Origin of the sequence: Streptomyces sp. NPDC059534 (assembly GCF_042743475.1) — a bacterium.
GTDB lineage: Bacteria > Actinomycetota > Actinomycetes > Streptomycetales > Streptomycetaceae > Streptomyces.
This window is the reverse complement of the sequence record NZ_JBHWAQ010000010.1, coordinates 163675-186661: the sequence shown is the minus strand read 5'-3', so window position 1 is coordinate 186661 and position 22987 is coordinate 163675. Positions and strand designations below refer to the sequence as shown.

Sequence of the window (22987 nt, the reverse complement as noted above, 5' to 3'; positions counted from 1 at the left end):
TGCGGCGCCCCTGCTTTCCCCGGTCAGCGCGCGGAGGAGTGCGTCGCTGGCGGCGCGGGGGCCGGCGCCGGCCCTTGCCTCGCCTTCCACACGGCCCGCACCAGCAGGAACAGGGGCAGGCCGACGGGGGAGAGGAGGATCGTCAGGACGAGCAGCGGTGCCATCAGCAGCGGAGGCACCGAGAGCCGTCGGGCCTCGCGGTACATCCACTGCCCGAGCAGCAGGTCCCAGGCGATGACCTGGGCCCAGACCGCCCCGGCGCCGTTCGCGAGCGCGGTGAGCTCCCGGAAGGTGTCGAGGTCCGGGCTGGAGACCGCTGTCCAGAGTTCCGGCAGGACAGGGGCGGCCAGTACCGCCCACACGATCAGCAGGGGCACCACGGTCAGCGGTGTGGCCGCCAGGCGTTCGGTTCCCCGCCATCCCGGCGCGAAGATCATCAGCAGCCAGACGGGAGCCGCCAGGAGGAACGTCAGCTCGAAGAGGAAGCCGGTCACGCGGAGACCTCCTCGGAGGCAGAGGCGGAGGCAGAGGCAGAGGTGGAGGGGGTGGGGGAGGGGGAGGGGGTGCGGAGGGAGAGCGTGGCCGCCACGGCGGTGAGCAGGGCGATCGTGCCCGCGGCGGCGAGAGTCGCGCCGTCGGGGGAGAACAGGGCCTGACCGCGCAGCGCCTGCCAGGTCAGAAGGACGAAGACCGCGGTGTAGGCGCCCGCGGCGGTGAACGTCAGCCGCAGGCGTACGCGTGCGTCGGCGAGGCGGCCGTAGCGACCGGCGAGGGCGGCGAGGACGAGGAGCAGCAGCGGGATCAGCTGGAGCGCGTGCATGCCGAAGAAGTGGGCCACGCGCAGGTCGCCACCGGTGGTCGCCCAGCCGGTCAGCGGCATCGAGGGGCCGCCGTCCGGGACGCCGACGCTATGGGCGCCGCTGATCGGGGATTCGTCGGCCGCGAGCTGCTCGGGGGTCGGACGGACCATCAGGAAGCCGATGCCCGCGCCCGCCAGGGCGATCAGCGAGGAGAGCCGGACGGCCCAGGCGGTGGCCCGGTCGAGGATCCGGGCGCGCAGCAGGAGCACCGCGATGGTCAGGGCTCCCAGCCACAGCACGACGACGGTGCCGCCCATGATCTGGAAGACGACGTTGTCGAAGGGGGTCGCCTGGTTGAAGTGGCTCTGGGTGCCGCGGATCACCTGGAGGGTGATGAGCACCATCTCGCCCGCGCTGGCGACGGTGACCACCGTCCCGGCCCACCAGCCGGTCCGGTGGACCCGGGGGAGCGGTGCGAGCAGCGAGAGCATCCAGGCGAGCGAGAGCGCGTAGGCGATGAAGGAGAGCGAGAACTTGAGCGGCTTGGTCCAGATCGGCACACCGACCAGGATCCGGTCGTCGACGACCAGGCCGACGGCGGAGACGAGGGCGAGGACGCCCATCGAGGCGGCGAACCAGACCAGTGGCCGGTGCAGGCGGGTGAGGGGCTGGAGTAACGACGACATGGATATCCCCCGTGGATTTATGGATAGTGGCACTCGCCACTATCTGATAGCGCCACTATCTATGATGGAGGTGTCGGTCGGCAAGGCCGTGGAGAGACCGGGAAGGTGAACGCGCGGTGCGCATCGGAGAGTTGAGTCGCAGGACCGGGGTGTCCGTGCCGACGATCAAGTTCTATGTACGGGAAGGGCTGCTGCCGGCCGGCGAGCTCACGAGCCCCAACCAGGCCGCGTACGAGGAGGCGCACGTGCGGCGGCTCCGCCTGATCCGGGCGCTCCTCGACATCGGCGGCCTCTCCGTCGCGGGCATCCGGGACGTGATCGAGGCCGTCGACGACCGGGAGCGGCCGGTGCACGAGGTCCTCGGCGCCGCCGCCATCCGGATGGTGCCGCGCTACGACCGCGAGCCGGGCACCGGGATCGAGGAGGCGCGCGAAAGGGTCACCGACCTGATCACCGCACGCGGCTGGCGCGTCCATACGGACGGCGGGGCCGCGGAGGCACTGGCGACGGCCCTGGCGGCCCTCGAAGAGGTCGGCCACGGCTTGTTCGCCGAAGTCCTGGACGTGTATGCCGACGCGGCGGAGAAGGTCGCGCGGGCCGACCTGGAGTACGTGGCGCACCATGTGGCGCGCGAGGAGCTCGTCGAGAGCACCGTCGTCGGCACGGTCCTCGGCGACGCCATCTTCTCCGCGCTGCGGCGGCTGGCCCAAGTGGACGCTTCGGACCGCGCGTTCGGCCGGACGACGTAGGCCGACGCCCCGTCCGGGCGGGGCCCAACCGGCCCTGTCCGCAAGGTACCTGGCCGGCCCTGCCCGCCCGGGGCCTGGTTGGTCGTGTCCGGGCGGGGTCCAACCGGCCCTGTCCGCAAGGGGCCTGGCCGGTTGTGTCCGCACGGGGTCCACCTGGCCCTACTCGCACGGGGCCTAACCCGGCCCGGTCCGCGCGAGGTCAACCGGCCCTCTCCGCAAGGGCCTAACCGGCCCTGCCCGCCCGGGGCCCAGCCAGTGGTGTCCGCACGTGGCCCAACCGGCCCCGCCCTCGGGGAACCCTCGCGGGACCCGGCAGTCCCGTTCGCGCGGTGCGCCTGTCCGGTCCCGTCTGCACGGGACGGCTCGGGAGTGCCGTAGGGGCGGACATGCGGAAGGGGCGGGTGCCCCGGGCACCCGCCCCTCGTCGCGCGGAGTCTCAGTTCTCCTGCTCGCGCTCCACCTGCTCGTTCCACTCGCGCTTGATCGCGCGCCACGCCTCGTCCGACTTGCCCAGGCGCCAGTAGCCCGAGATCGACAGGCGCTCGCGGGTCACCCCGCGGTCGAGGCGGAGGTGGCGGCGCAGGTCCTTCACGAAGCCGGCCTCGCCGTGGACGAAGGCGTGCACGTCGCCCGCCGGGAAGTCCAGGGAGCGGACGGCCTCGACGAGCGCCTCGCCCGCCGGCCGGTCGCCCCGGTGCAGCCACGTCACGTCGACGCCCGCCGCCGTGGCGAACTTCTGCTCCTCGGCGGCGTCCGAGATCTCGACGAACGCGTGCACCCGCGCCCCGGCGGGCAGCCGCTCAAGGGCCACGGCGATCGCCGGCAGCGCGCTCTCGTCGCCGACGAGCAGGTGCCAGTCCGCCGTCGGGTCCGGCGTGTAACCGCCGCCGGGGCCGAGGAAGCGCACCGTATCGCCCGCCTGCGCGCGCGCCGCCCAGGGGCCGGCGAGTCCCTCGTCGCCGTGGACCACGAAGTCGACGGTCAGCTCGCGCTGCTCGGCGTCCCACGCCCGCACGGTGTACGTCCGGGTCGTCGGCCACTGCTCCCGGGGGAACTCCTCCCGGATCCGCTCCATGTCGAACGGCTCCGGGTAGCTGACGCCCTCCGGGGCGAAGAGCAGCTTCACGTAGTGGTCGGTGTACTCGGCCGCGTCGAACGCGTCGAGCCCCGGCCCTCCCAGGACCACCCGCACCATGTGCGGCGTGATCCGCTCGGTGCGCACCACGCGCGCCTCGGTGGCCTTCGGTGCCTTGCGGGCCGGCTGCTCTGCCACGACGGGCTCTCCTGACTATGCGAACTTAGGTATGCCTAAGCTAGCACCTCGGGGCGGGTGTGTGTCAGCGCTCCAGGACCGGCAGCAGCCGGCCCACGGCCCCGCCCAGCCCCCACCGCTTCACCAGGGCGTCGAGCGCCGCCGGATCGCGGGGTGCCGACGGCAGCGCCGGGTCGAACTCCGGCAGCGGTACGTCCCCGGCGACCCGGACCACCGTCGGCGCCACGTCCAGATACGCGGCCGCCTCCACGATCCCGCGCCGCTTGGCCGGCGTCAGCTTCGACGTCCGGTCCTCGGCCGCCGCCCGCACCCCGGCGAGGTCCCCGTACTCGGTGATCAGCTGCGCCGCCGTCTTCTCGCCGATGCCCTTCACGCCGGGCAGCCCGTCGCTGGCGTCCCCGCGCAGGGCCGCGAAGTCCGCGTACTGGTCGGGGCGCACCCCGTACTTCTCGCGGATCAGCTCCGCGTCCACCAGGTCGCAGTCCCCGACGCCCTTGCGCGGGTAGAGCACCCGCACCCCGCGTGCGTCGTCCACCAGCTGGAACAGGTCCCGGTCGCCCGTGACGATGTCCACCGGCCCGCCGGACCGCCCCGCCAGCGTCCCGATGACGTCGTCCGCCTCGTACCCGGCGGCCCCCACCCGGGCGATGCCGAGCGCCGCGAGGACCTCCTCGATCACCGGCACCTGCGGGGACAGGGTGTCGGGGATCTCCTCCTCGTCGGGACCGGTCTCCGTCTCGACCGCGACCCGGTGCGCCTTGTACGAGGGGATCAGGTCCACCCGCCACTGCGGCCGCCAGTCCTCGTCCCAGCAGGCCACCAGATCGTCGGGGTGGTGGTCCTGGACGAGCCGGGTGATGAAGTCGAGCAGCCCGCGCACGGCGTTCACCGGGCTGCCGTCCGGCGCGCGGACCGAGTCCGGGACGCCGAAGTAGGCGCGGAAGTACAGGCTGGCGGTGTCGAGGAGCATCAAACGTCGGGTCACCCGTCCGATCATGCCGCACGCCACCGACAGTCCTCCGCGACCGACGGGGCCTGTGGCGGCGTGGCCCGGCCGCGGCCGTGGAGTGACCCGTGTCACCTTTGCGTTTGCACCCGGTGAAGCCGGGCAGGCGGCAGCCCGGAGCGGACCCGGTACGGGATTTCGAGGAAGGAATCCCGTACGCGACGGGCCGCAGGCCGATCCTGCCCGCTCCACGGCCGTGCCGCGCGGGGGTGGCGGGGCCGTTCTCGTCGCTACCCGTGAGGTGTATGTGTCCAGGCTCCAGGCCGACCATCTGTACAAGGTGTTCGGAAGACGACCCGACGAAGCCGTCCGCAGGCTCGTCGACGGTGCCGACCGCGAGGAACTGCGGGCCGAGGGGACGACGGCCGCCGTCGTCGACGCCGGCTTCACCGTCGAACCCGGCCAGATCTTCGTCGTGATGGGTCTGTCCGGGTCCGGGAAGTCGACCCTTCTGCGGATGCTCAACGGACTGCTCGAGCCCACCGCCGGCCGGGTCCTCTTCGACGGCCGCGACCTCACCGCGCTCTCCCCCCGCGAGCTGCGAGCGGTCCGCTCCAGCAAGATCAGCATGGTGTTCCAGCACTTCGCTCTGTTCCCGCACCGAAACGTGCTGGAGAACGCCGCCTACGGTCTGGAGGTGCAGGGCGTCCCGCGTGCCGCGCGCGAGACCCGCGCCGCCGAGGCCCTCGAACTGTGCGGGCTCGGCGGCTGGGAGAAGTCCTGGCCCGACGAGCTGTCCGGCGGCATGCAGCAGCGCGTCGGCCTGGCCCGCGCGCTCGCCACCGACGCCGACCTGCTCCTCATGGACGAGTCGTTCAGCGCGCTCGACCCGCTGATCCGCCGCGACATGCAGGACCAGTTGCTCGTCCTCCAGCAGCGGCTGAAGAAGACCATCGTCTTCATCACCCACGACCTCAACGAGGCGATGCGCCTCGGCGACCGGATCGCCGTCATGCGCAACGGCCGGATCGTCCAGCTCGGCACGGCGGAGGACATCCTCGTGCGTCCCGCCGACGACTACGTCGCCTCCTTCATCCAGGACGTCGACCGCTCCCGGGTCCTCACCGCCTCCGCCGTCATGACGGACGGTGTCCCCGCGGCCGACTGCCCCGCCGACTGCCCCTGCCGGCCGGTCGGACCCGACACGCTCGTCGCCGACCTGTGCGCCGTCGCCGCGCTGGCCCCGCACCCGGTGACCGTCGAGGACCCCGACGGCACCGTCCTCGGCGTCGTCCCCGCGGAACGCCTCCTTGCTGTGATGGGCGGCGCCACCGCCGGTCCCGCAAGCGCAAGCGCAGGCGTAAGAGCAGGCGCAGGCACAGGCACAGGCACGAGCGCAGGCGCCGGTGTCGGCGCCGCCCCCGGCGCGTCCGCGGGCGAAGAGACGGGCCCCGCCGTACGCGGTGCCACCAGCGGCGCCGCGAGCCGTGTCCCGGGCGCCGCGCCCGGCCGGCGAGCCGGGAAGGACGTCCGGGAGGTGACCGCCGGTGCCTAGGCTCCCCCTCGGCGAGTGGGTCGACAGCTCCGTCGACTGGCTCCAGGCGCAGTTCTCCTGGCTGTTCGACGCCGTCAGCACCGGTGTCACCGGCCTCTACGACGGCATCGACGCCGTCCTGTCCGCACCCCACCCGCTGCTCTTCGCCGGCATCCTCGCCGTCGTCGCCTGGTGGCTGCGCGGCCTCGCCGCCGGCGTCCTGGCCTTCGCGGGGTTCGCCCTCGTCGACTCGCTCCAGCTGTGGGACGAGGCCATGGCGACGCTCTCACTCGTCCTCGTCGCCACCCTGGTGACCCTGGTGATCGCGGTCCCGCTGGGCATCTGGGCGGCCCGCTCGAAGAACGTCAGCGCCGTCCTGCGACCGGTCCTCGACTTCATGCAGACCATGCCGGCGATGGTCTACCTCATCCCCGGCATCATCTTCTTCGGCGTCGGCGTCGTCCCCGGCATCATCGCCACCATCGTCTTCGCGCTGCCCCCGGGCGTCCGGATGACCGAACTCGGCATCCGCCAGGTCGACGGCGAACTCGTCGAGGCCGCCGAGGCATTCGGCACCACCCCGCGGAACACCCTGCTGCGCGTGCAGCTGCCGCTCGCCCTGCCGACGATCATGGCCGGCGTCAACCAGGTCATCATGCTCGGCCTGTCCATGGTGGTCATCGCCGGCATGGTCGGCGGCGGCGGGCTCGGCGGCGCGGTCTACCGGGCCATCGGCAACGTCGACATCGGCCTCGGCTTCGAGGCCGGCGTCTCCATCGTCGTGCTCGCCATGTACCTGGACCGGATGACCGGCGCGCTCGGCCGCCAGGTCTCCCCGCTGGGCCGCCGCGCCGCCGCCAAGGCGCGCGCCGCGAGCGCCGGGCGGGCCGGATCGAAGCTCTGGGCCCACCGCCCGCAGCCCGTCACCGCCCTCGTCGGCGTCGTCGTCCTCGCCCTCGTCGCCGGCGGTTCGGGATTCCTCGGCGGCTCCGGAGCGACCTCCACCGGTGCCGCGGGCCAGGGCAGCGGTCACGGCAAGAAGATCAGCATCGGCTTCATCCCCTGGGACGAGGGCATCGCCTCCACGTACCTCTGGAAGGAACTCCTGGAGCGGCGCGGTTACGAGGTCGACACCAAGCAGCTGGAGGCCGGCGCCCTCTACACCGGCCTCGCCGGCGGGCAGCTCGACTTCCAGACCGACGCCTGGCTGCCCGTCACCCACGAGCAGTACTGGGCCAAGTACCGGAACAAGCTGGAGGACCTCGGCTCCTGGTACGGCCCCACCTCCCTGGAGCTCGCCGTCCCCTCGTACGTGAAGGGCGTCGACTCGCTCGCCGACCTCAAGGGGAAGGCGGGACGGTTCAAGGGCCGGATCGTGGGCATCGAGCCCAGCGCCGGAATGATGGGCATCCTCAAGGACAAGGTCCTGAAGGACTACGGCCTGGAGGGCGAGTACGAGGTCGTCGACGGCTCCACGCCCGGCATGCTCGCCGAGCTGAAGCGGGCGTACGACCGCAAGGAACCGGTCGTCGTCACCCTCTGGTCGCCGCACTGGGCCTACTCCGCCCACGACCTGACGAAGCTCGCCGACCCGAAGGGCAGCTGGGGCAAGGGCGACGGCGTCCACACCCTCGCCCGCAAGGGATTCGCCGCCGAGAACCCCGAGGTCGGCGCCTGGCTGAAGAACTTCGAGCTGACCGAGAAGCAGCTCACGGACCTCGAAGCCGTCATCCAGGAGACCGGCAAGGGCAAGGAGCAGCAGGCCGTCCGCACCTGGTTGGACCGCAACCCCGGCCTCGCGGAGAAGCTCACCCCGCAGTAGCCGCCGGAGCCAGTCCCCCGGACGGAACGTGACTGCTGTCCGAAAAGGGGTGGTCGCCGAGCGTGTCCGGCGACCACCCCTTTTCGGCACGACGAGAAACCCCGCCCCAAAGCTGCGTAAGGTTCAGGTAACCGACCGGTACACCGGTCCGAGGGACCGCGACAGTACGAGGGAGGGAGCCGACATGGACGAGAAGGAATCACCCCGCGTGGGCGCGGCCGTCAAGAGGCGCCGCAGAGCGCTCCAGCTCACCCTGGCCGTGGTCGCCTCCCGCAGCGGCCTCTCCGTGCCCTTCCTCAGCCAGGTCGAGAACGACCGGGCCCGGCCCAGCCGCCGCTCCCTCGAACTCGTCGCGCAGGCCCTGGAGACGACGGCCGGCGAACTCCTCGCCGCCGCCGAGGCATCCCGTACCGTCGACGTCGTACGCTCGGGGGAGCGCTCCCCCGACCCCGCCCTGCCCGCCGGCGTCCGCCGGCTCGTCCGGGGCCGCCACCAGCTGCACGCCCTGGAGTTCACCGGCGAACAGGACGCCGGACGCGAGTTCCAGCACCGCAACGACGAGCTGCTGTACGTGGCCGACGGCGCCGCCGAGGTCGAGGCCGAGGGCCGCGCGTACCGGCTCGACCGCGGCGACACCCTCTATCTCTCCGGCGGGGTGCGGCACCGCTGGCGCGCCACCGAGCCCGGCACCCGGCTGCTCGTCGTCGCCGTCGCCGAACACGTCGAGGCCGAAGAGGTGTGAGCGCCGGAATGAGGGTCGTCTCCCTCGTGCCGTCCCTGACGGAGGCGGTCGCCGTGACCCTGCCCGGCGCCCTCGTCGGCGCGACGGACTGGTGCGGCCACCCCGCGGACCTCGCCGTCGCACGGATCGGCGGCACCAAGAACCCCGACGTCGAAGCGGTCACCGCGCTCCGGCCGGACCTCGTCCTCGCCAACGAGGAGGAGAACCGGGCCCCCGACCTCGCCGCCCTGCGCGCCGTCGGGACCGAGGTCCTCGTCACCGAGGTCCGCACCCTCGACCAGGGACTGCGCGAGCTGGCGCGGGTCCTCGCCGCGTGCGGCGCGCCCGCGCGGCCCCGCTGGCTCGACGAGGCCGAAGCCGCCTGGGAGGCAGTGACACCGGTGGGGACCGGGGCCGACGGCGGGCCGCTCACCGCGGTCGTGCCGATCTGGCGCCGCCCCTGGATGGTCCTGGGCTGCGACACCTTCGCCGGCGACCTGCTCGCCCGGCTCGGGGTCCGCAATCTGTACGGCGACCACCCCGAGCGCTATCCGCGCCTGCCGCTCGACGAGCTCCGCGCCGCCGCCCCCGACCTCGTCGTCCTGCCCGACGAGCCCTACCGCTTCGGCGCCGACGACGGACCCGAGGCGTTCCCCGGGACCGCCGCCGCGCTCGTCGACGGGCGCATGCTCACCTGGTACGGGCCGTCACTGGCCGAGGCCCCGCGGACACTGGCCCGGGCCCTGCGAGCAGCGCACCGCTGAACAGCCCCCGCGCGGTGTGGAATCCGGCCACCAGCCAGGCCGCGACGAGCAGCGCGTACAGGCCGATCGCGAGCCACCGGAAGGCGTCGAGCCCGGTGTGCCGAGCGAGCCCCTCGGCGCCGGTGACACAGGTGCCGACCGGGAAGGTGAACGCCCAGAAGGTCATCGCGAAGCCCATGCCCTGCCGCCGCGCCCGCAGCACCATCGCCCCGGCCAGCGCCAGCCACAGCAGCGCGAAACCCATCACGGGCACGCCGTAGAGGACGGCGAAGGCGGCGAAGCCGTGCGCGTAGGGAGCGGGCAGCACCCCCGTGGCCGCGTCGGCGAACTTGTTCGCCGCGGTCGTCGACTGCCCCAGCGGGCCCAGCACGAGGAACAGGGTGGGGGTGAGCGCGAGGGGCAGCGGGCCGCCGGTGACCAGCCGGCCGAAGACCAGGGGCAGCATCACCAGGGTGGCCAGCAGGCTGACGCCGAACATCGCGTAGCAGGCGATCAGCAGCGTCTGCTGGGCCTGCCCGGCGGGCAGGTGGGGCACGAGCAGCGGGCCGAGGGCGGCCGACACCATGGGCGCGACGACCGGAAGCAGCCACACCGGGGACGCGCTCTCGATCCGGTGGTGCACCACCATCAGGTACGGGACGGCCACTGCGGCCGCCAGACCCACCACCGTGCCGGCGGTGAACAGGACCGTGTCCAGCGCGAGGGCCGCCGGCAGCCCGATCCAGTCCCGCCCCACGACCATCGCCCCGCCGCCGACCGCGAGCAGCGCCATCGACACACAGCCGTAGAAGGGCGCCACGGCGGGGTCCAGGAGGTGGGCGCGGGCCTGGTCGCGGTGGTGGGTCCAGTGCAGCGCGCGGGCGACCACCAGGACGGACAGCATCGCGAGCGACAGCGCCCAGACCGCCGTGCAGGCCGTCCGCAGACCGGGGACGTCCACCGGGAGCGCGGCGCCCGCCGTGGCGACGATGGACGTGCCCATCACGGAGGCGTACCAGTTGGGTCCGAGGTGGCGGACGGAACGGGCCGAAGGGGCCGGCCGCGCGCCGGGGGTGGTGGCGCGGAGGGCCGGACGGGGGGCCGAGCGGGGTGTTGCGAGGCTTGCCATGGCACCACCGTCGCCCCTCGCTTCCGCACCCACCAGGGATCATGCGGCTATGACGTCATAAGCTGGCTTTATGAGCAGGGAGACGCACGGGTCGCAAGGGGCCAACGGGAAGCCGGAGGTGCGAGCGGAAGCGGGCACGTCCGAGGCCCACGGGACGCGTGGGCAGCTGGGGGAGCGCGGCGGTGAGCCGAGGCCCCACCTCTCCCACCGGGTCCCGGACCTCGGCGCGCTCGAACTGCTCCTCGCCGTCGCCCGGCACGGCAGTCTCGGCGCTGCCGCCCGCGAGGTCGGGATCACCCAGCCCGCCGCGAGCAGCCGGATCCGTTCGATGGAGCGGCAGCTCGGGGTGGCCCTGGTCGACCGCTCGCCGCGCGGCTCGCGGCTCACCGACGCCGGCGCGCTCGTGACCGACTGGGCCCGGCGGATCGTGGAGGCGGCGGAGGCGTTCGACGCGGGCGCGCAGGCGCTGCGCGGGCGCCGGGACTCGCGGCTCCGGGTGGCCGCGTCCATGACGATCGCCGAGTACCTGCTGCCGGGCTGGCTGATCGCGCTCCGCACCCAGCGGCCGGACACGGCCGTGTCCCTCCAGGCCGGGAACTCGGCGGCGGTCGCGGAACGCCTCTTCGCCGGCGACGCGGACGTCGGCTTCGTGGAGGGGCTCGCCGTGCCGGACGGCCTCGAAGGGGCGGTCGTCGCCCACGACCGGCTCGTCCTCGTCGTCGCCCCCTCGCACCCGTGGGCCCGCCGCAGGGCACCCCTCGACCCGGCGGAACTGGCCGCGACCCCCCTCGTCCTGCGCGAACGGGGCTCGGGCACCCGCCAGGTCCTCGACGCGGCGCTCTCCGGCCACGGCGGCCTCGCCCAGCCCCTCCTCGAACTCGCCTCCACCACCGCGGTGAAGGCCGCCGCCGTCAGCGCGGCCGGACCGGCCGTCCTCAGCGAACTCGCCATCACCGAGGAACTGGCCTCCCGCCGCCTCGTCGCCATCCCCGTCGCCGGAGTCCTCCTCCGCCGCGACCTCCGCGCGGTCTGGCCCACCGGCCACCGCCCCACGGGCCCGGCCCGGGACCTGCTGTCGCTGACGCGGGCGCGGCCGACGGGGTAGGGGTCCCCGCTGCCCCCGGGTGTGGGCGATCGCCGCGCGGGGCGGGACGGGTGGGCACACCGGACGGTGCCCCCCGGGATCGGAGGCCCTCCTGCCCGGTGCCTCGGGGCCGTGCCCTTCTGCGGGCCGGTGGTCGGTTCGCGCCCACCCGTTCCGTCCTGCGGAACGCATGCCCGCGAAACGGCGGCGGTGCGGGTGGGCCCCACGAACGGGGGCGGCGCGGGTGCGCGCGAACCGGCGGCGCGGGTGGGCCCGCACGAACCGGCGGCGTCGGCTTCGTCAGAGGTCCGACGCCCGGAAGGTCGGGCGGCCGGCCACCACCGTGAGGCGGACCGGCAGGTCCGGCAGGTCCGTCGCCGCCGTCGTCAGGGGGTCGGCCCCGAGGACCGTGAGGTCGGCGCGGTAGCCGGGGGCGAGGCGGCCTGCCTCGTGCTCCTCGCCCGCCGCGAAGGCCGGCGCCGTCGTCATGCCCCGCAGCGCCTCCAGGGCGGTGAGGGCCTGCTCGGGGCCGTGCGGCGCCTGGCCCAGGTCGCGGCTCGGGCGCCGGTGCCGGGCGCCGGCCATGACGCCGAGCGGCGGGAACGGCGCGATCGGCCAGTCGGAGCCGAGGACCACGGTGGCGCCGGAGTCCGCCAGGTCACGGCAGCGCCACGCGCGCGCGGCGCGCTCCTCGCCGAGCCGGCGCGACCAGTTGTCGGTGTGGTCGGCGCGGGTGAAGTCGCAGCAGTGGGTGGGCTGCATGGACGCGAGGACGCCGAGCTCGGCGAAGCGGCGCAGGGTGTCGTCCGGCACGGTCTCGATGTGCTCGACCCGGTGCCGTACCCCGTCCGGGCCGCCGGCGGCCCGCGCCTTCTCGACGGAGTCGAGGACGTGGCGGACGGCCGCGTCGCCGATGGCGTGCGTCGCGGTGGGCACGCCCGCCCGGTGCAGCTCGCCGACGATGTGGGTGTAGGCGGCGGGGTCCGGCCAGAACGCGTGCGTGGACTCGCCGTGGCAGTCGGGGCGCTCCAGCCACGCGGTGCCGTTGTCGATGGTCCCGTCCATGAACAGCTTCACGCCCGCGACCCGCCACAGCGCCCCGCCCGTGCCCTGCCGCTCGATGAGGGCGCGGAGGCCGTCCGCGTCCGTGCCGGGCTGGCACCAGGGCGCGACCCGCAGCCGCAGGGCGAGGTCACCGGCCGCGTCGAGCTCCCCGTACAGGGCGAGGCTGTCGCCGTTGGCGTCCATGGCGTGTCCGCCGGTGAGCCCGGCCGCCGCCATGGACCGCAGCGCCGTCGCGAGCCGCTCGCGGCTCTCCTCGCGCGTCGGCCGCGGCGCGACCCGCTCGACCAGCTCGCAGGCGGCGTCCTCCTGGAGCAGGCCCGTCGGGCGTCCCGCGGCGTCGCAGACGACCTCGGCCGACGCCTGGGCGAAGGTGCGCGGCCCGTCGACCCCGGCGAGTTCGAGCGCGCGGCGGCTGGCGAGCGCCGAGTGGGCGTCGAAGAGCAGCAGGAACGCCGGGATCCCGTCGAGTACGGAGTCGAACGGGGCGATCCCGACCGGCGCGTCGCCGAAGACGTTCGGGTCGAGGCCCCAGCCGAACAGCCACGCGCCCCGGTCGAGGGAGCGGATCTCGCGCGCCAGCACCTCCCGTACGTCGTCGAGGTCGGCGCAGTACGACAGGTCGAGGCCGTGGGTCAGTTCGGCGCCGGAGACCGGGTGGACGTGGCCGTCGACGAAGCCGGGGGTGACCACGGCCCCCTTGAGGTCGACGACGGTGGTGGCGGGGCCGGCCAGGGCCCGGATCTCGCGGTCGTCGCCGAGGGCGGCGATCCGGCCGTCGTCGGAGACGGCGAGGGCGGTCTGCGGCAGGAACGCCCCCGTGCCGGGGTCGAGCAGACGGGCGGAGAACAGGACGAGTCGGGTGCGCACGGAGGCTCCATGGGGTGCGGAACGGGGGGCGGAACGAGGCCGGAAGGGGCCGGAAGGGGTCAGAAGCGGCCGGAAAGGGGCCGGAAAGGGGCCGGGTAACGACCAGGAGGGGGCCCGGATAGGGCCCCGGATGAGGGGCCGGAACCGGGACGGGGAGGGGGCTCCGGCGCCGCTGGGGCGCCGGATGTCACTGGGGAAGGGTGGGGTCCGAGGGGTCCGTAGAGACCGTGGGGTCCGTGGGGTCCGTGGAGTCCGTGGAGTCCGTGGTGTCTGAGCGGTCCGACGGTTCCGAGGGCAGCGCGGGTTCGGCGAGGGGCGGTACCTCGGTGAGGGCCCCGTACGGCAGTCCCAGGACACGCTCCGCCGTGCTGAGGGCCATGCGGGTCACGGCTTCCGGGCGGTTGCTGCGGTCCGTGTTGGCGTGGGCGCCCAGGCCGTCGAGGACGACGAGGATCTGGATGGCCGCGGCGCGCGGGTCGTCGGTGCGGAACTCGCCGCGTGCGACGCCCTCGCGGATGACCGTCTCCAGGCGGTCGTCGGAGGCGAGCTCCTGCTCGGCGACGCGGTCGCGGAGGACCGGCCGGTAGCGGCTGAGGTGCCGGGCGTTGATCCAGAGGCGGCTGATGTCGTCGTACGCCTCGCCGGCGGAGAGGGCGAAGTAGCGGGCGAGGTACTGCGTCGGGGTGCCGTGCGGCCGCTCGGCCGGCAGCAGGGCGTCGAGCTCTCCGGTGGAGGCCACGCTGAACGCCTCGGCCACCAGTTCCTCCGCCGAGGGGAAGTAGTGGCTGATCAGGCCGGGCCGTACGGCGAGCTCGTCGGCGACCCGCCGGAGGGTGACGCACTCGAGTCCCTCCGTCAGGGCGACGCGGGCCGCGGTCTCCACGATCTCCGCCCGCCGGGCTTCCGGGGTTTTGCGAATTCGCTTGCGCTGGACGCTTGACGACATACCCGGGATGCTATTGAGTGTGCGACCAATAAGCAACCAGGTGGGCACCACACGCATCCGGAGGGCCGCATGGCTTCCACGATCCCCGACCCGCTCCCACGCTCCCAGGGCGCCCAGGTCACTCCACCGGCCGCCGACCGGCCCGGCCGCATCGAGGCCCACGGCATCGATCACATCCCCGACGACGAACGCCACGGACACCCCCGCGAGCTCTTCTCCGTCTGGGCCGCGGCCAACGTCAACTACCTCAGCCTCGTCATCGGCGGCGCCCTCGTCCTGATGGGCCTGACCCTCTGGCAGGCCGTCGCCGTGATCGTCGTCGGCAACCTCTTCTGGCTGCTCACCGGCCTCCTCGCCACCTCCGGACCGGCGGCGGGCGCGCCCAGCGAGGTGATCACCCGCACCATGTACGGCGTCATCGGCAACCGCGTGAACAACGCGGTCGGTGGCTGGCTCGTCTCCGTCTGCTACTTCGCGCTCAACCTCGCCGCCGCGGCCACCGCCGCCTTCGCGCTCGTCGAGAAGGCCGGCGTCACGGCGAACACCCCCGTCAAGGTCGCCGTCATCGTGGTCATCGCCGCGCTCACCCTGGCCATCAGCGTCTACGGGCACGCCCTGATCATCAAGCTGTACCTGCCGATCACCCTGGTGCTGGCCGGCGTCTTCGCGGTGGTCGCGTTCGCGGTCCTCCGGCACGCCGACTTCTCGTACGCCCCCGCCGCGAAGCTCGACGGCGTCGAGCTCTGGGCCCTGCTCGTCGCGGGCACCACGCTGATCGCCTCGGGCCCGCTCTCGTACACCACGAGCGCCGACTTCTCCCGCTACCTGCCCCGGACGTCCTCGAAGAAGGCGATCATCGGCTGGACCGCCTTCGGGGCCTTCCTGCCCAGCGTCGTCGTCTGCTCGCTCGGCGCCTTCGCGGCGACCGCCGTCGACATGACCGACCCGCAGACCGCGCTGCAGTCCATCCTCCCCGGCTGGTTCACCCCGTTCTTCCTGCTCGCCCTCGTGCTCGGCACGATCTCCATCAACGCCCTGACCGCCTACAGCGCCGGACTCGCCCTCCAGGCCGTCGGCCTGCGCATCCGCCGGACCGTCAGCGTCCTCTTCGACGGTGCCGTCGCCGTCGCCCTGACCCTCTACGGCCTGCTCGTCTCCAACTTCCTGGACACGGTCAGCAACGCCCTCCAGGTGATCGTGGTCCTGATCGGCCCCCTGATGGCCGTCTACGCCACCGACATCGTGCTCCGCCGGGGCCGTTACGACGGGATCGCGCTCTCGGACGAGACCTCCGGCGGCCCGTTCTGGTACACGGCGGGCGTCAACCGGGCCGGCGTCCTGGCCGTCGTCGTGGGCGTCACCACGGCCGCGCTCTGCGTCAACACCCTCTACACGGGCCCGATCGCCGGCGCCCTCGGAGGCGTCGACCTCTCCCTCCCCGCCGGCATGGCCGTCTCCGCCGCCCTCTACGCGCTCCTCATGCGCTCCGACCGCACCGTCCTCGCCGCCCGGGCGCAGGCGTGACCGGCCGTACGGTCCTCCGGATCACCGGGGACACCCCGAGGCGCCGCGGCGAGGACCGCGGCCGCCGGGCCGGCGACGCCATCGCGCGCGCGTGGCGGATCTACGACGAGCTCTTCGCCACCGTCGCCGCGGGCAGCGGCCGCACCCCGGACGTCCCCGCGCTCGCCCTGCGCACCGCCGACGCCACGCGGGCCTGGGCGCCGGAGCTCGTCGAGGAGATGGAAGGAGTCGCCGAGGGCGCCGGGATCCCGTTCTGGACGGTCGCCGCGCTCAACGCGCGCACCGAGATCCTCGCCGAGGCCGGCGCGCCCCGCGCTGGCGAGTGCTCCACCCTCGTCCGGACCGGCCCCCGGACCACCGGCGGGCAGTGCTGGGACTGGCACCAGGAACTGGCCGGTGCCTGGCACCTCCAGACCGTCACGGGCGACGCCCAGGGATTCGCCGGGATCACCGAGCACGGCATCCTGGCCAAGATCGGGGTCAACGAGGCCGGTGTGGGAGTCCTCTTCAACATCCTCGGACACACGCGGGACGCGGCCGGCGGCGTCCCCGTCCACCTGGTCGCCCGTCAGGTGCTCGGCACCGCAGGGTCGTTCGCGGAGGCGGTCGGGATACTCGCCGGCGCCCCGGTCTCGGCCTCCACGGTCATCACCGTGGTGACCGCCGACCGGGCCGCATCCGTCGAACTCGCCCCCGCCGGCTCGGCGGTGGTCACCCCCGACGACCGGGGCTGGCTGACCCGCACCAACCACTTCCTGGACCCGTCACTCGCCGCCGGCGAACTGCGCGGGCGCCGGGAACCGGAGACGTACGACCGGCACCGCCTGCTCACGGAACGCGTCCTCGGCCACGCCGGGCCGCTCGGCCCCGACGCGCTCGTGGGCCTGCTCGCCGCCCACCGCGACGACGGCGCCGAGGTCTGCTGCCACGCCCCCGACGAGGGGGCGCTGGGCAGCCGCTGGGCCACGCTCGCCACGGTCGCCGTCGACCCGGCGGAGCGGCGCCTCCTGGTCCACGACGGCGGACCCTGCACGGCCGGTCCCGCGACCTGGACCCCGCTCACGGCGCCCGGGCACTGAGCCCACCCGCGCTGAGCTCACCCCTGGCGGGCTCACCCGCGCCGAGCTCACCCGCGTTGAGCTCACCCGTGCTGGGCTCACCCCTGGCGGGCTCCCGCCGCCTCGACGAGCCCGTGCATGACCCGCACGTCCTCGCCCATCTCGGGGTGCCACTGCACGCCGAGCACCCAGGCGGGGGCGGCCAGTTCCACCGCCTCGACCGTGCCGTCCTCGGCGAGGGCGGAGACGGTGAGCCCCGCGCCGAGGCGGTCCACGGCCTGGTGGTGGTAGGTCGGCACCTCGGTGAGCTCGGGCACGAGGGAGGCGTACCGGGTGCCGGGCACCGGCTTGACCGCGTGCCGGCCGATCACGCCGACCGACTCGACGTGCCCGTCGAGGTGCTGGACCAGTGTCCCGCCGAGCGCCACGTTCAGCAGCTGCATGCCCCGGCAGATGCCGAGCAGCGGGGTGCCGGACGCCAGTGCCGCGTCGATCAGGGCCAGTTCCCAGGTGTCCCGGGCGCGGGCGGGCGGGCCCGTACGGGGGTCGGGCTCGGCCCCGTACCGTACGGGTTCGACGTCCGCCCCGCCCGCGACGACCAGCCCGTCCAGCCGGGCCACCACCGCGGCCGCGGCCTCCGGTCCGTCCGGCGGCAGCATCGCCGCGAGCCCCCCGCTCTCCCGGACGAGCCAGGGGTAGCGGGCGGGGAGCAGCGCGGCCTCCATGTCCCACACCCCCCAGCGGGCCCGGTCCAGATAGGTGGTCACGCCGATGAGCGGCTTGGACACGTGCTTCCTCCTGAGGTGCGGGCAGAGGGGTGGAGCCGTCGAGCGGTGGTGCGGTGGTGCGCCGGTGGGTCAGTCGCGTGCGAGCTCGGCCTCGGCCGCGGCGAGCGCCGCGAACTCCTCCTCGGGCGCCCTGGCCACCAGATGGTGCCGACTGTAGAACGCGAAGTAGCCGAGGGCGATCACGTACACCCCGAGTGCCATGAACGCCGCCGTCCGGTCCACCAGGAAGGTCGCCACCAGCGCCGACAGGGCCAGGACGAAGGCGACGGACGAGGTCACGATCCCGCCGGGCGTGCGGTACGGCCGGTGCAGCCCCGGCTCCCGGCGCCGCAGCACGATGTGGGAGAGCGCCATCAGGGCGTAGGAGATGGTGGCGCCGAACACCGCGATGTTCAGCATCCGGGCCCCGTTCCCGGTCCCGGCGGCGAGCGCGAAACCGATCGCGCCCGGGATGAGCAGCCCCAGGTACGGCGACTTCCGGCGGCTGGTCAGGGACAGGAAGCGGGGCAGGTAGCCGGCCCGGGACAGGGCGAACAGCTGGCGCGATCCGGCGTAGATGAGGGAGAAGAAGGAGGCCACCAGGCCCGCGAGGCCCGCGTAGTTCACGAACCGGCTGAGCGGGGTCGGCGCCCCGTCGCCCTGGAGCGCCACGACCAGGGGGTTGCCGGCCTCCTGGACGGCCGCCGAGCCGCGGGCGCCGGTGGCGGCGAAGAACGTCACGACGGCGAGCAGTACCAGGATGCCCATGGAGATCGCGAGCGCCCTCGGCATCGACCGCACCGGGTCCTTCGCCTCCTCGGCGGCGAGCGGCACGCCCTCGACGCCCAGGAAGAACCACATGCCGAAGGGGAACGCGGCCCAGATCCCGAGGAGTCCGAAGGGCAGCCAGGAGTTCGACCCGAACGCCTCTCCGTCGACCGGGATGTCGTTCAGCCCGTCGACGTGGAAGTCGGTGAGGGCGCCGAGCGCGAAGACGACCAGGGCGGCGACCGCGATCGCGGTGACGATCAGGCTGAAGCGCAGTGCCTCGCCCACGCCCCACAGGTGGATCCCGATGAACAGAGCGAAGCAGACGAGGTAGACCGGCCAGCCGGACTCCAGGCCGAAGAGGCCGAGGGACTCGACGTAGTCGCCGATGAAGATGGAGATCGCGGCGGGCGCGAGGACGTACTCGATGAGGATGGCGGTGCCGGTGAGGAAGCCGCCCCAGGTGCCGAGCGCCCGGCGGGCGAAGCCGTAGCCGCCGCCCGCGGTGGGCAGGATGGCGGAGAGTTCGGCGAGCGCGAAGACCAGACAGGCGTACATCGCGCCCATCAGGACGGTGGCGACGGCCAGTCCGCCGAACCCGCCCTTCGACAGGCCGATGTTCCAGCCGGAGAAGTCCCCGGAGACGACGTAGGCCACGCCGAGCCCGGTGAGCAGCAGCCAGCCGGCGCTGCCGCGCCGCAGTGCGCGCCGCTCCAGATAGTCGTCCTTCGGCGGGGCGGTGCCCCCGGGCGTGGTCCCGGGGGTGCCCCCGGTGGTGTCTTCGAGCGTCATGGCAGCGTCAGCTCCCCGCAACGGGCCCAATGGATTGGAGCCATACCTTTGCGGTGGCCGACGGGGGAGCGCAAGCCCCGTGCGTTACTTTCGGGTTACGCGCCCGCCGGGCCCGCCCCTCACGTCCCGCCGGCCCGCCCCTCGCGTCCCGCCGGCCCGCCCCTCACGTCAGGAACCCGCGCAGCAGTGCCGCCGTCCCCGCGCAGTGCTCCCGCATCACCTCGCGCGCCGCGTCCGCGTCCCCGTCGAGCACCGCCTCCACCAGGGCGGTGTGCTGGTGCTGGGAGTGCTCCAGATTGCGTACGAGCAGGGGGATGCAGTCCAGGAGGTCGTTCACCGTCGCCCGGACGGCGGCGTACTGGGCGGTCAGCGTCGGCGAGCCGGACAGCTCGGCGAGCGTGAGGTGGAGCAGGGTGTCCTGGCGGCGGTAGTCGGCCAGCGGGGCGTCCCGGGTCGCCGCCACGGCGGTCCGCAGCCGCTCGGCGCCCGCCGCGTCGAGGCCGTGGGCCGCGCAGAGCCCGGCGGCCCCCACCTCCAGCACCTCACGGAAGCGCAAGGTGTCCTCCATGTCGACCGAGGCGATGCGGCGGCGCAGCTCGTCCTCGTCGGCGGTCTGGATCCGGGGCAGCACGAACGTTCCGCCGTACCGGCCGCGGCGGCTCTCCACGAGCCCCTGCTCCTGGAGGACCTTGAGCACCTCGCGCAGGGTCACCCGGCTGATCCCCATCCGGTCGGCCAGCTCCCGCTCGGCCGGCAGCCGCTCGCCGCCGGACACGAGTCCGAGCCGCACCACCTGGAGGATCTGCTCCAGGGCCTCCTCGAAGCCGTTGCCCGCCCGTACCGGCCGCAGCACGGGCGTCAGCCGGTCCGCCGATTCACTCGTACTGGCCACGTTCTCGTTTCCCCTTCTCCAGCACTTCCCAAGCAATGGTCTTCGGCAATACCTTATGGCTCCCGGCAGGCCGAAGGAGGAGCAATCCCGTGGCAGTCCGCACACCCCCGCTCACCGTCGAGGAGCTTCGCGCCCTCGTCGCGAGCGGTGACATCGACACCGTCGTCCTGGCCTTCCCCGACATGCAGGGACGGCTCCAGGGCAAACGGTTCGCCGCCCCGTTCTTCCTGGACGAGGTCCTCGGCCACGGCACCGAGGGCTGCAACTATCTTCTGGCAGTCGACACCGAGATGAACACCGTCGACGGCTACGAGATGTCCTCCTGGGACCGCGGCTACGGCGACTTCGCCATGCACCCCGACCTCACCACCCTCCGGCGCCTCCCCTGGAACGAGGCCACCGCCATGGTGACGGCCGACCTGGCCTGGGGCGACGGCACCCCGGTCGTCGCCGCACCCCGCCAGATCCTCCGCCGCCAGCTGGAACGCCTCGCCGGACTCGGCCTCACCGCCCACGTCGGCACGGAACTCGAGTTCATCGTCTTCCGGGACAGCTTCGAGGAAGCCTGGGACGCGAACTACCGCGGCCTCACCCCCGCCAACCAGTACAACATCGACTACTCCGTCCTGGGCACCGGACGCATCGAACCCCTCCTGCGCCGCATCCGCAACGAGATGACCGGCGCCGGACTCACCGTCGAGTCCGCCAAGGGCGAGTGCAACCCCGGCCAGCACGAGATCGCCTTCAAGTACGACGAGGCCCTCGTCACCTGCGACCAGCACGCCGTCTACAAGACGGGCGCCAAGGAGATCGCCGCCCAGGAGGGCGTCTCGCTCACCTTCATGGCGAAGTACAACGAGCGCGAGGGCAACTCCTGCCACATCCACCTCTCCCTCCAGAACGCCGACGGAGAGAACGTGATGGCCGGCGACGACCCGCACGGGATGTCCGAGACCATGCGGCACTTCCTCGCCGGACAGCTCGCCGCCCTCCGCGACTTCTCCCTCCTCTACGCCCCCAACATCAACTCCTACAAGCGGTTCCAGCCCGGCTCCTTCGCCCCCACGGCCGTCGCCTGGGGCCACGACAACCGCACCTGCTCGCTCCGGATCGTCGGCCACGGCCGCTCCACCCGCTTCGAGAACCGCCTCCCCGGCGGCGACGTCAACCCGTACCTCGCCGTCGCCGGCCTGGTCGCCGCCGGCCTGTACGGCATCGAGCAGCGCCTCGAACTGCCCCCGCCCTGCACCGGCAACGCGTACACCGGCGAGTACGCGCACGTCCCCACCACCCTGCGGGAGGCCGCCGAACTCTGGGAGACCAGCGAGATCGCCAAGGCCGCCTTCGGCGCCGAGGTCGTCGCCCACTACCGCAACATGGCCCGCGTCGAACTCGACGCCTACGACGCCGCGGTGACCGACTGGGAGCTGCGCCGCTCCTTCGAACGCCACTGAGAGGAAAGAGTTGCTCCAGGTACTGAACCCGGCGACGGAGGAGCTGGTCGCCACCGTCCCCGCCGCCACACCCGCCGACGTCGACGCGGCCGTCGCACGCGCCACCGCCGCCCAGCGCGGCTGGGCCGCCGCGGCGCCCGCCGACCGCGCCCGGCTGCTCCGCCGCTTCGCCGCCACCGTCGACGACCACGTCGAGGAGCTCGCCCGCCTGGAGGTCACCGAGGCCGGGCACACCATCGGCAACGCCCGCTGGGAGGCCGGCAACGTCCGCGACCTGCTCGACTACGCCGCCGGGGGAGTGGAACGCCTCAACGGACGGCAGATCCCGGTGGCCGGCGGCCTCGACATCACGATCCTCGAACCCCTCGGGGTCGTCGGCGTCATCGCGCCCTGGAACTTCCCCATGCCGATCGCCGCCTGGGCCACCGCACCAGCCCTCGCCGCCGGCAACGCCGTCCTCCTCAAGCCCGCCGAGACCACCCCGCTCACCGCCCTGCGCCTCGCCGAGCTCGCCCTGGAGGCCGGTCTGCCCGACGGCCTCTTCCAGGTCCTCCCCGGCACCGGCCCGGTCGCGGGCAACGCCCTCGTCGAACACCCCGGCATCGCCAAGATCGTCTTCACCGGCTCCACCCGGGTCGGAAAGTCGATCATGGCGAAGTGCGCCGACCAGGTGAAGCGGGTCACCCTCGAACTCGGCGGCAAGAGCCCCAACATCGTCTTCGCCGACGCGGACATCGAAGCGGCCGCGGCCGCCACCCCGATGTCCTTCCTCGACAACAGCGGCCAGGACTGCTGCGCCCGCACCCGCATCCTCGTCCAGCGCAGCGCGTACGACCGGTTCCTGGAGCTCCTCACCCCCGCGATCGAGGAGATCGTCGTCGGCGACCCCGCCGACGAGCGCACCCAGATGGGCCCCCTCATCTCCCGCGCCCAGCTCGACCGCGTCCGCTCCTACGTCGGCGACGACCTCGCGGGCATCCGGGGCAAGGCCCCCGAGGGCCCCGGCTTCTGGTTCCCGCCGACCGTCCTCACCGGCGTCGCCGAGGACGCGCCCTGCGCCGTCGAGGAGGTCTTCGGCCCCGTCGCCGTCGTCCTCCCCTTCGCGGACGAGGCCGACGCGATCCGCCTCGCCAACGCCACCGAGTACGGCCTCTCCGGCTCCATCTGGACCCGGGACGTCGGCCGCGCCCTGCGCGCCTCCCGCGCCGTCCGGGCCGGCAACCTCTCGGTCAACTCGCACTCCAGCGTCCGCTACTGGACCCCGTTCGGCGGCTACCAGCAGTCCGGCCTCGGCCGCGAACTCGGCCCCGACGCCCTGACCGCCTTCACCGAAACCAAGAACGTCTTCCTCAGCACGGAGGTCTGAC

20 protein-coding genes are annotated in these 22987 nt (G+C 73.5%); 10 read left to right on the top strand and 10 right to left on the bottom strand.

The genetic code is table 11. The annotated features are described in order from the left end of the window. Positions 1 to 23 precede the first annotated feature (23 nt). Entirely contained in the window at positions 24 to 494 is a 471-nt protein-coding gene (locus ACFVZH_RS15330) for an ABA4-like family protein (protein ID WP_384897328.1), read from the bottom strand. Next, complete coding sequence (locus tag ACFVZH_RS15325) at positions 491 to 1423, bottom strand: hypothetical protein (protein WP_384897398.1); 933 nt, start codon at positions 1421 to 1423, stop codon at positions 491 to 493. The genes ACFVZH_RS15330 and ACFVZH_RS15325 overlap by 4 nt, the downstream gene beginning before the upstream one ends. A 179-nt stretch (positions 1424 to 1602) precedes the next feature. On the opposite strand from ACFVZH_RS15325, the gene ACFVZH_RS15320 reads away from it, so the two are divergent. Then, entirely contained in the window at positions 1603 to 2235 is a 633-nt protein-coding gene (locus tag ACFVZH_RS15320; protein WP_384897325.1) for a MerR family transcriptional regulator, read from the top strand. 436 nt (positions 2236 to 2671) lie between these two features. On the opposite strand, the gene ACFVZH_RS15315 is transcribed toward ACFVZH_RS15320, so the two are convergent. Both ACFVZH_RS15315 and ACFVZH_RS15310 read right to left on the bottom strand, forming a co-directional pair. After that, the gene (locus ACFVZH_RS15315) at positions 2672 to 3508 is read right to left on the bottom strand and encodes a siderophore-interacting protein (protein WP_384897322.1); all 837 of its coding nucleotides are present in this window, start codon (positions 3506 to 3508) and stop codon (positions 2672 to 2674) included. Between the two features lie 64 nt (positions 3509 to 3572). After that, the gene (locus ACFVZH_RS15310; protein WP_384897396.1) at positions 3573 to 4478 is read right to left on the bottom strand and encodes a 5'-3' exonuclease H3TH domain-containing protein; all 906 of its coding nucleotides are present in this window, start codon (positions 4476 to 4478) and stop codon (positions 3573 to 3575) included. A 283-nt stretch (positions 4479 to 4761) separates the two neighbouring features. Between ACFVZH_RS15310 and ACFVZH_RS15305 the strand changes: the two genes are divergently transcribed. From ACFVZH_RS15305 to ACFVZH_RS15290, 4 genes are all read left to right on the top strand, one after another. Beyond that, positions 4762 to 6009 (top strand): glycine betaine/L-proline ABC transporter ATP-binding protein, encoded by a 1248-nt coding sequence (locus ACFVZH_RS15305; RefSeq protein WP_384897319.1) that lies wholly within the window; start codon positions 4762 to 4764, stop codon positions 6007 to 6009. Continuing rightward, positions 6002 to 7810, top strand: coding sequence for an ABC transporter permease/substrate binding protein (locus ACFVZH_RS15300; RefSeq protein WP_384897316.1), 1809 nt, complete (start codon positions 6002 to 6004; stop codon positions 7808 to 7810). The genes ACFVZH_RS15305 and ACFVZH_RS15300 overlap by 8 nt, the downstream gene beginning before the upstream one ends. 184 nt (positions 7811 to 7994) lie before the next feature. Continuing rightward, on the top strand, positions 7995 to 8552 hold the full coding sequence (locus ACFVZH_RS15295) for a helix-turn-helix domain-containing protein (RefSeq protein ID WP_384897313.1): 558 nt from the start codon (positions 7995 to 7997) through the stop codon (positions 8550 to 8552). An 8-nt stretch (positions 8553 to 8560) separates the two neighbouring features. Further along, entirely contained in the window at positions 8561 to 9295 is a 735-nt protein-coding gene (locus tag ACFVZH_RS15290) for a helical backbone metal receptor (RefSeq protein ID WP_384897310.1), read from the top strand. Here the strand turns inward: ACFVZH_RS15290 and ACFVZH_RS15285 are convergent. Beyond that, positions 9222 to 10403 carry a TDT family transporter gene (locus ACFVZH_RS15285; protein WP_384897308.1) on the bottom strand — a complete coding sequence of 394 codons (1182 nt, stop codon included), beginning with the start codon at positions 10401 to 10403 and terminating at the stop codon, positions 9222 to 9224. The genes ACFVZH_RS15290 and ACFVZH_RS15285 overlap by 74 nt on opposite strands. A 70-nt stretch (positions 10404 to 10473) precedes the next feature. Here ACFVZH_RS15285 and ACFVZH_RS15280 point away from each other — a divergent pair, with 70 nt between their 5' ends. Beyond that, complete coding sequence (locus ACFVZH_RS15280) at positions 10474 to 11508, top strand: LysR family transcriptional regulator (RefSeq protein WP_384897305.1); 1035 nt, start codon at positions 10474 to 10476, stop codon at positions 11506 to 11508. 279 nt (positions 11509 to 11787) lie between these two features. Here the strand turns inward: ACFVZH_RS15280 and ACFVZH_RS15275 are convergent, their stop codons facing one another. Together ACFVZH_RS15275 and ACFVZH_RS15270 are read right to left on the bottom strand one after the other, a co-directional pair. Continuing rightward, positions 11788 to 13419, bottom strand: coding sequence for an amidohydrolase (locus ACFVZH_RS15275; RefSeq protein WP_384897302.1), 1632 nt, complete (start codon positions 13417 to 13419; stop codon positions 11788 to 11790). 187 nt (positions 13420 to 13606) lie between these two features. Further along, on the bottom strand, positions 13607 to 14365 hold the full coding sequence (locus ACFVZH_RS15270) for a TetR/AcrR family transcriptional regulator (RefSeq protein WP_384897299.1): 759 nt from the start codon (positions 14363 to 14365) through the stop codon (positions 13607 to 13609). A gap of 69 nt (positions 14366 to 14434) precedes the next feature. On the opposite strand from ACFVZH_RS15270, the gene ACFVZH_RS15265 reads away from it, so the two are divergent. Together ACFVZH_RS15265 and ACFVZH_RS15260 are read left to right on the top strand one after the other, a co-directional pair. Continuing rightward, positions 14435 to 15889: a purine-cytosine permease family protein gene (locus ACFVZH_RS15265; protein ID WP_384897296.1), complete on the top strand. Its 1455-nt coding sequence runs from the start codon at positions 14435 to 14437 to the stop codon at positions 15887 to 15889. Beyond that, complete coding sequence (locus ACFVZH_RS15260; protein ID WP_384897293.1) at positions 15886 to 16968, top strand: C45 family autoproteolytic acyltransferase/hydolase; 1083 nt, start codon at positions 15886 to 15888, stop codon at positions 16966 to 16968. Before ACFVZH_RS15265 ends, ACFVZH_RS15260 begins: the two co-directional genes overlap by 4 nt. Positions 16969 to 17045: 77 nt before the next feature. Here the strand turns inward: ACFVZH_RS15260 and ACFVZH_RS15255 are convergent, their stop codons facing one another. The 3 genes from ACFVZH_RS15255 to ACFVZH_RS15245 all read right to left on the bottom strand — a co-directional run bounded on the left by ACFVZH_RS15255 (position 17046) and on the right by ACFVZH_RS15245 (position 20166). Next, positions 17046 to 17735, bottom strand: coding sequence for a gamma-glutamyl-gamma-aminobutyrate hydrolase family protein (locus ACFVZH_RS15255; RefSeq protein WP_384897290.1), 690 nt, complete (start codon positions 17733 to 17735; stop codon positions 17046 to 17048). A 69-nt stretch (positions 17736 to 17804) separates the two neighbouring features. Further along, positions 17805 to 19274 (bottom strand): ethanolamine permease, encoded by a 1470-nt coding sequence (gene eat / locus ACFVZH_RS15250; RefSeq protein ID WP_384897287.1) that lies wholly within the window; start codon positions 19272 to 19274, stop codon positions 17805 to 17807. Positions 19275 to 19437: 163 nt separating this feature from the next. Beyond that, complete coding sequence (locus tag ACFVZH_RS15245; RefSeq protein WP_384897285.1) at positions 19438 to 20166, bottom strand: FadR/GntR family transcriptional regulator; 729 nt, start codon at positions 20164 to 20166, stop codon at positions 19438 to 19440. Between the two features lie 89 nt (positions 20167 to 20255). Between ACFVZH_RS15245 and ACFVZH_RS15240 the strand changes: the two genes are divergently transcribed. Beyond that, positions 20256 to 21620: a glutamine synthetase family protein gene (locus tag ACFVZH_RS15240; RefSeq protein WP_384897282.1), complete on the top strand. Its 1365-nt coding sequence runs from the start codon at positions 20256 to 20258 to the stop codon at positions 21618 to 21620. Positions 21621 to 21630: 10 nt separating this feature from the next. After that, positions 21631 to 22986 (top strand): aldehyde dehydrogenase family protein, encoded by a 1356-nt coding sequence (locus tag ACFVZH_RS15235; RefSeq protein WP_384897279.1) that lies wholly within the window; start codon positions 21631 to 21633, stop codon positions 22984 to 22986. Position 22987: the final 1 nt, after the last annotated feature.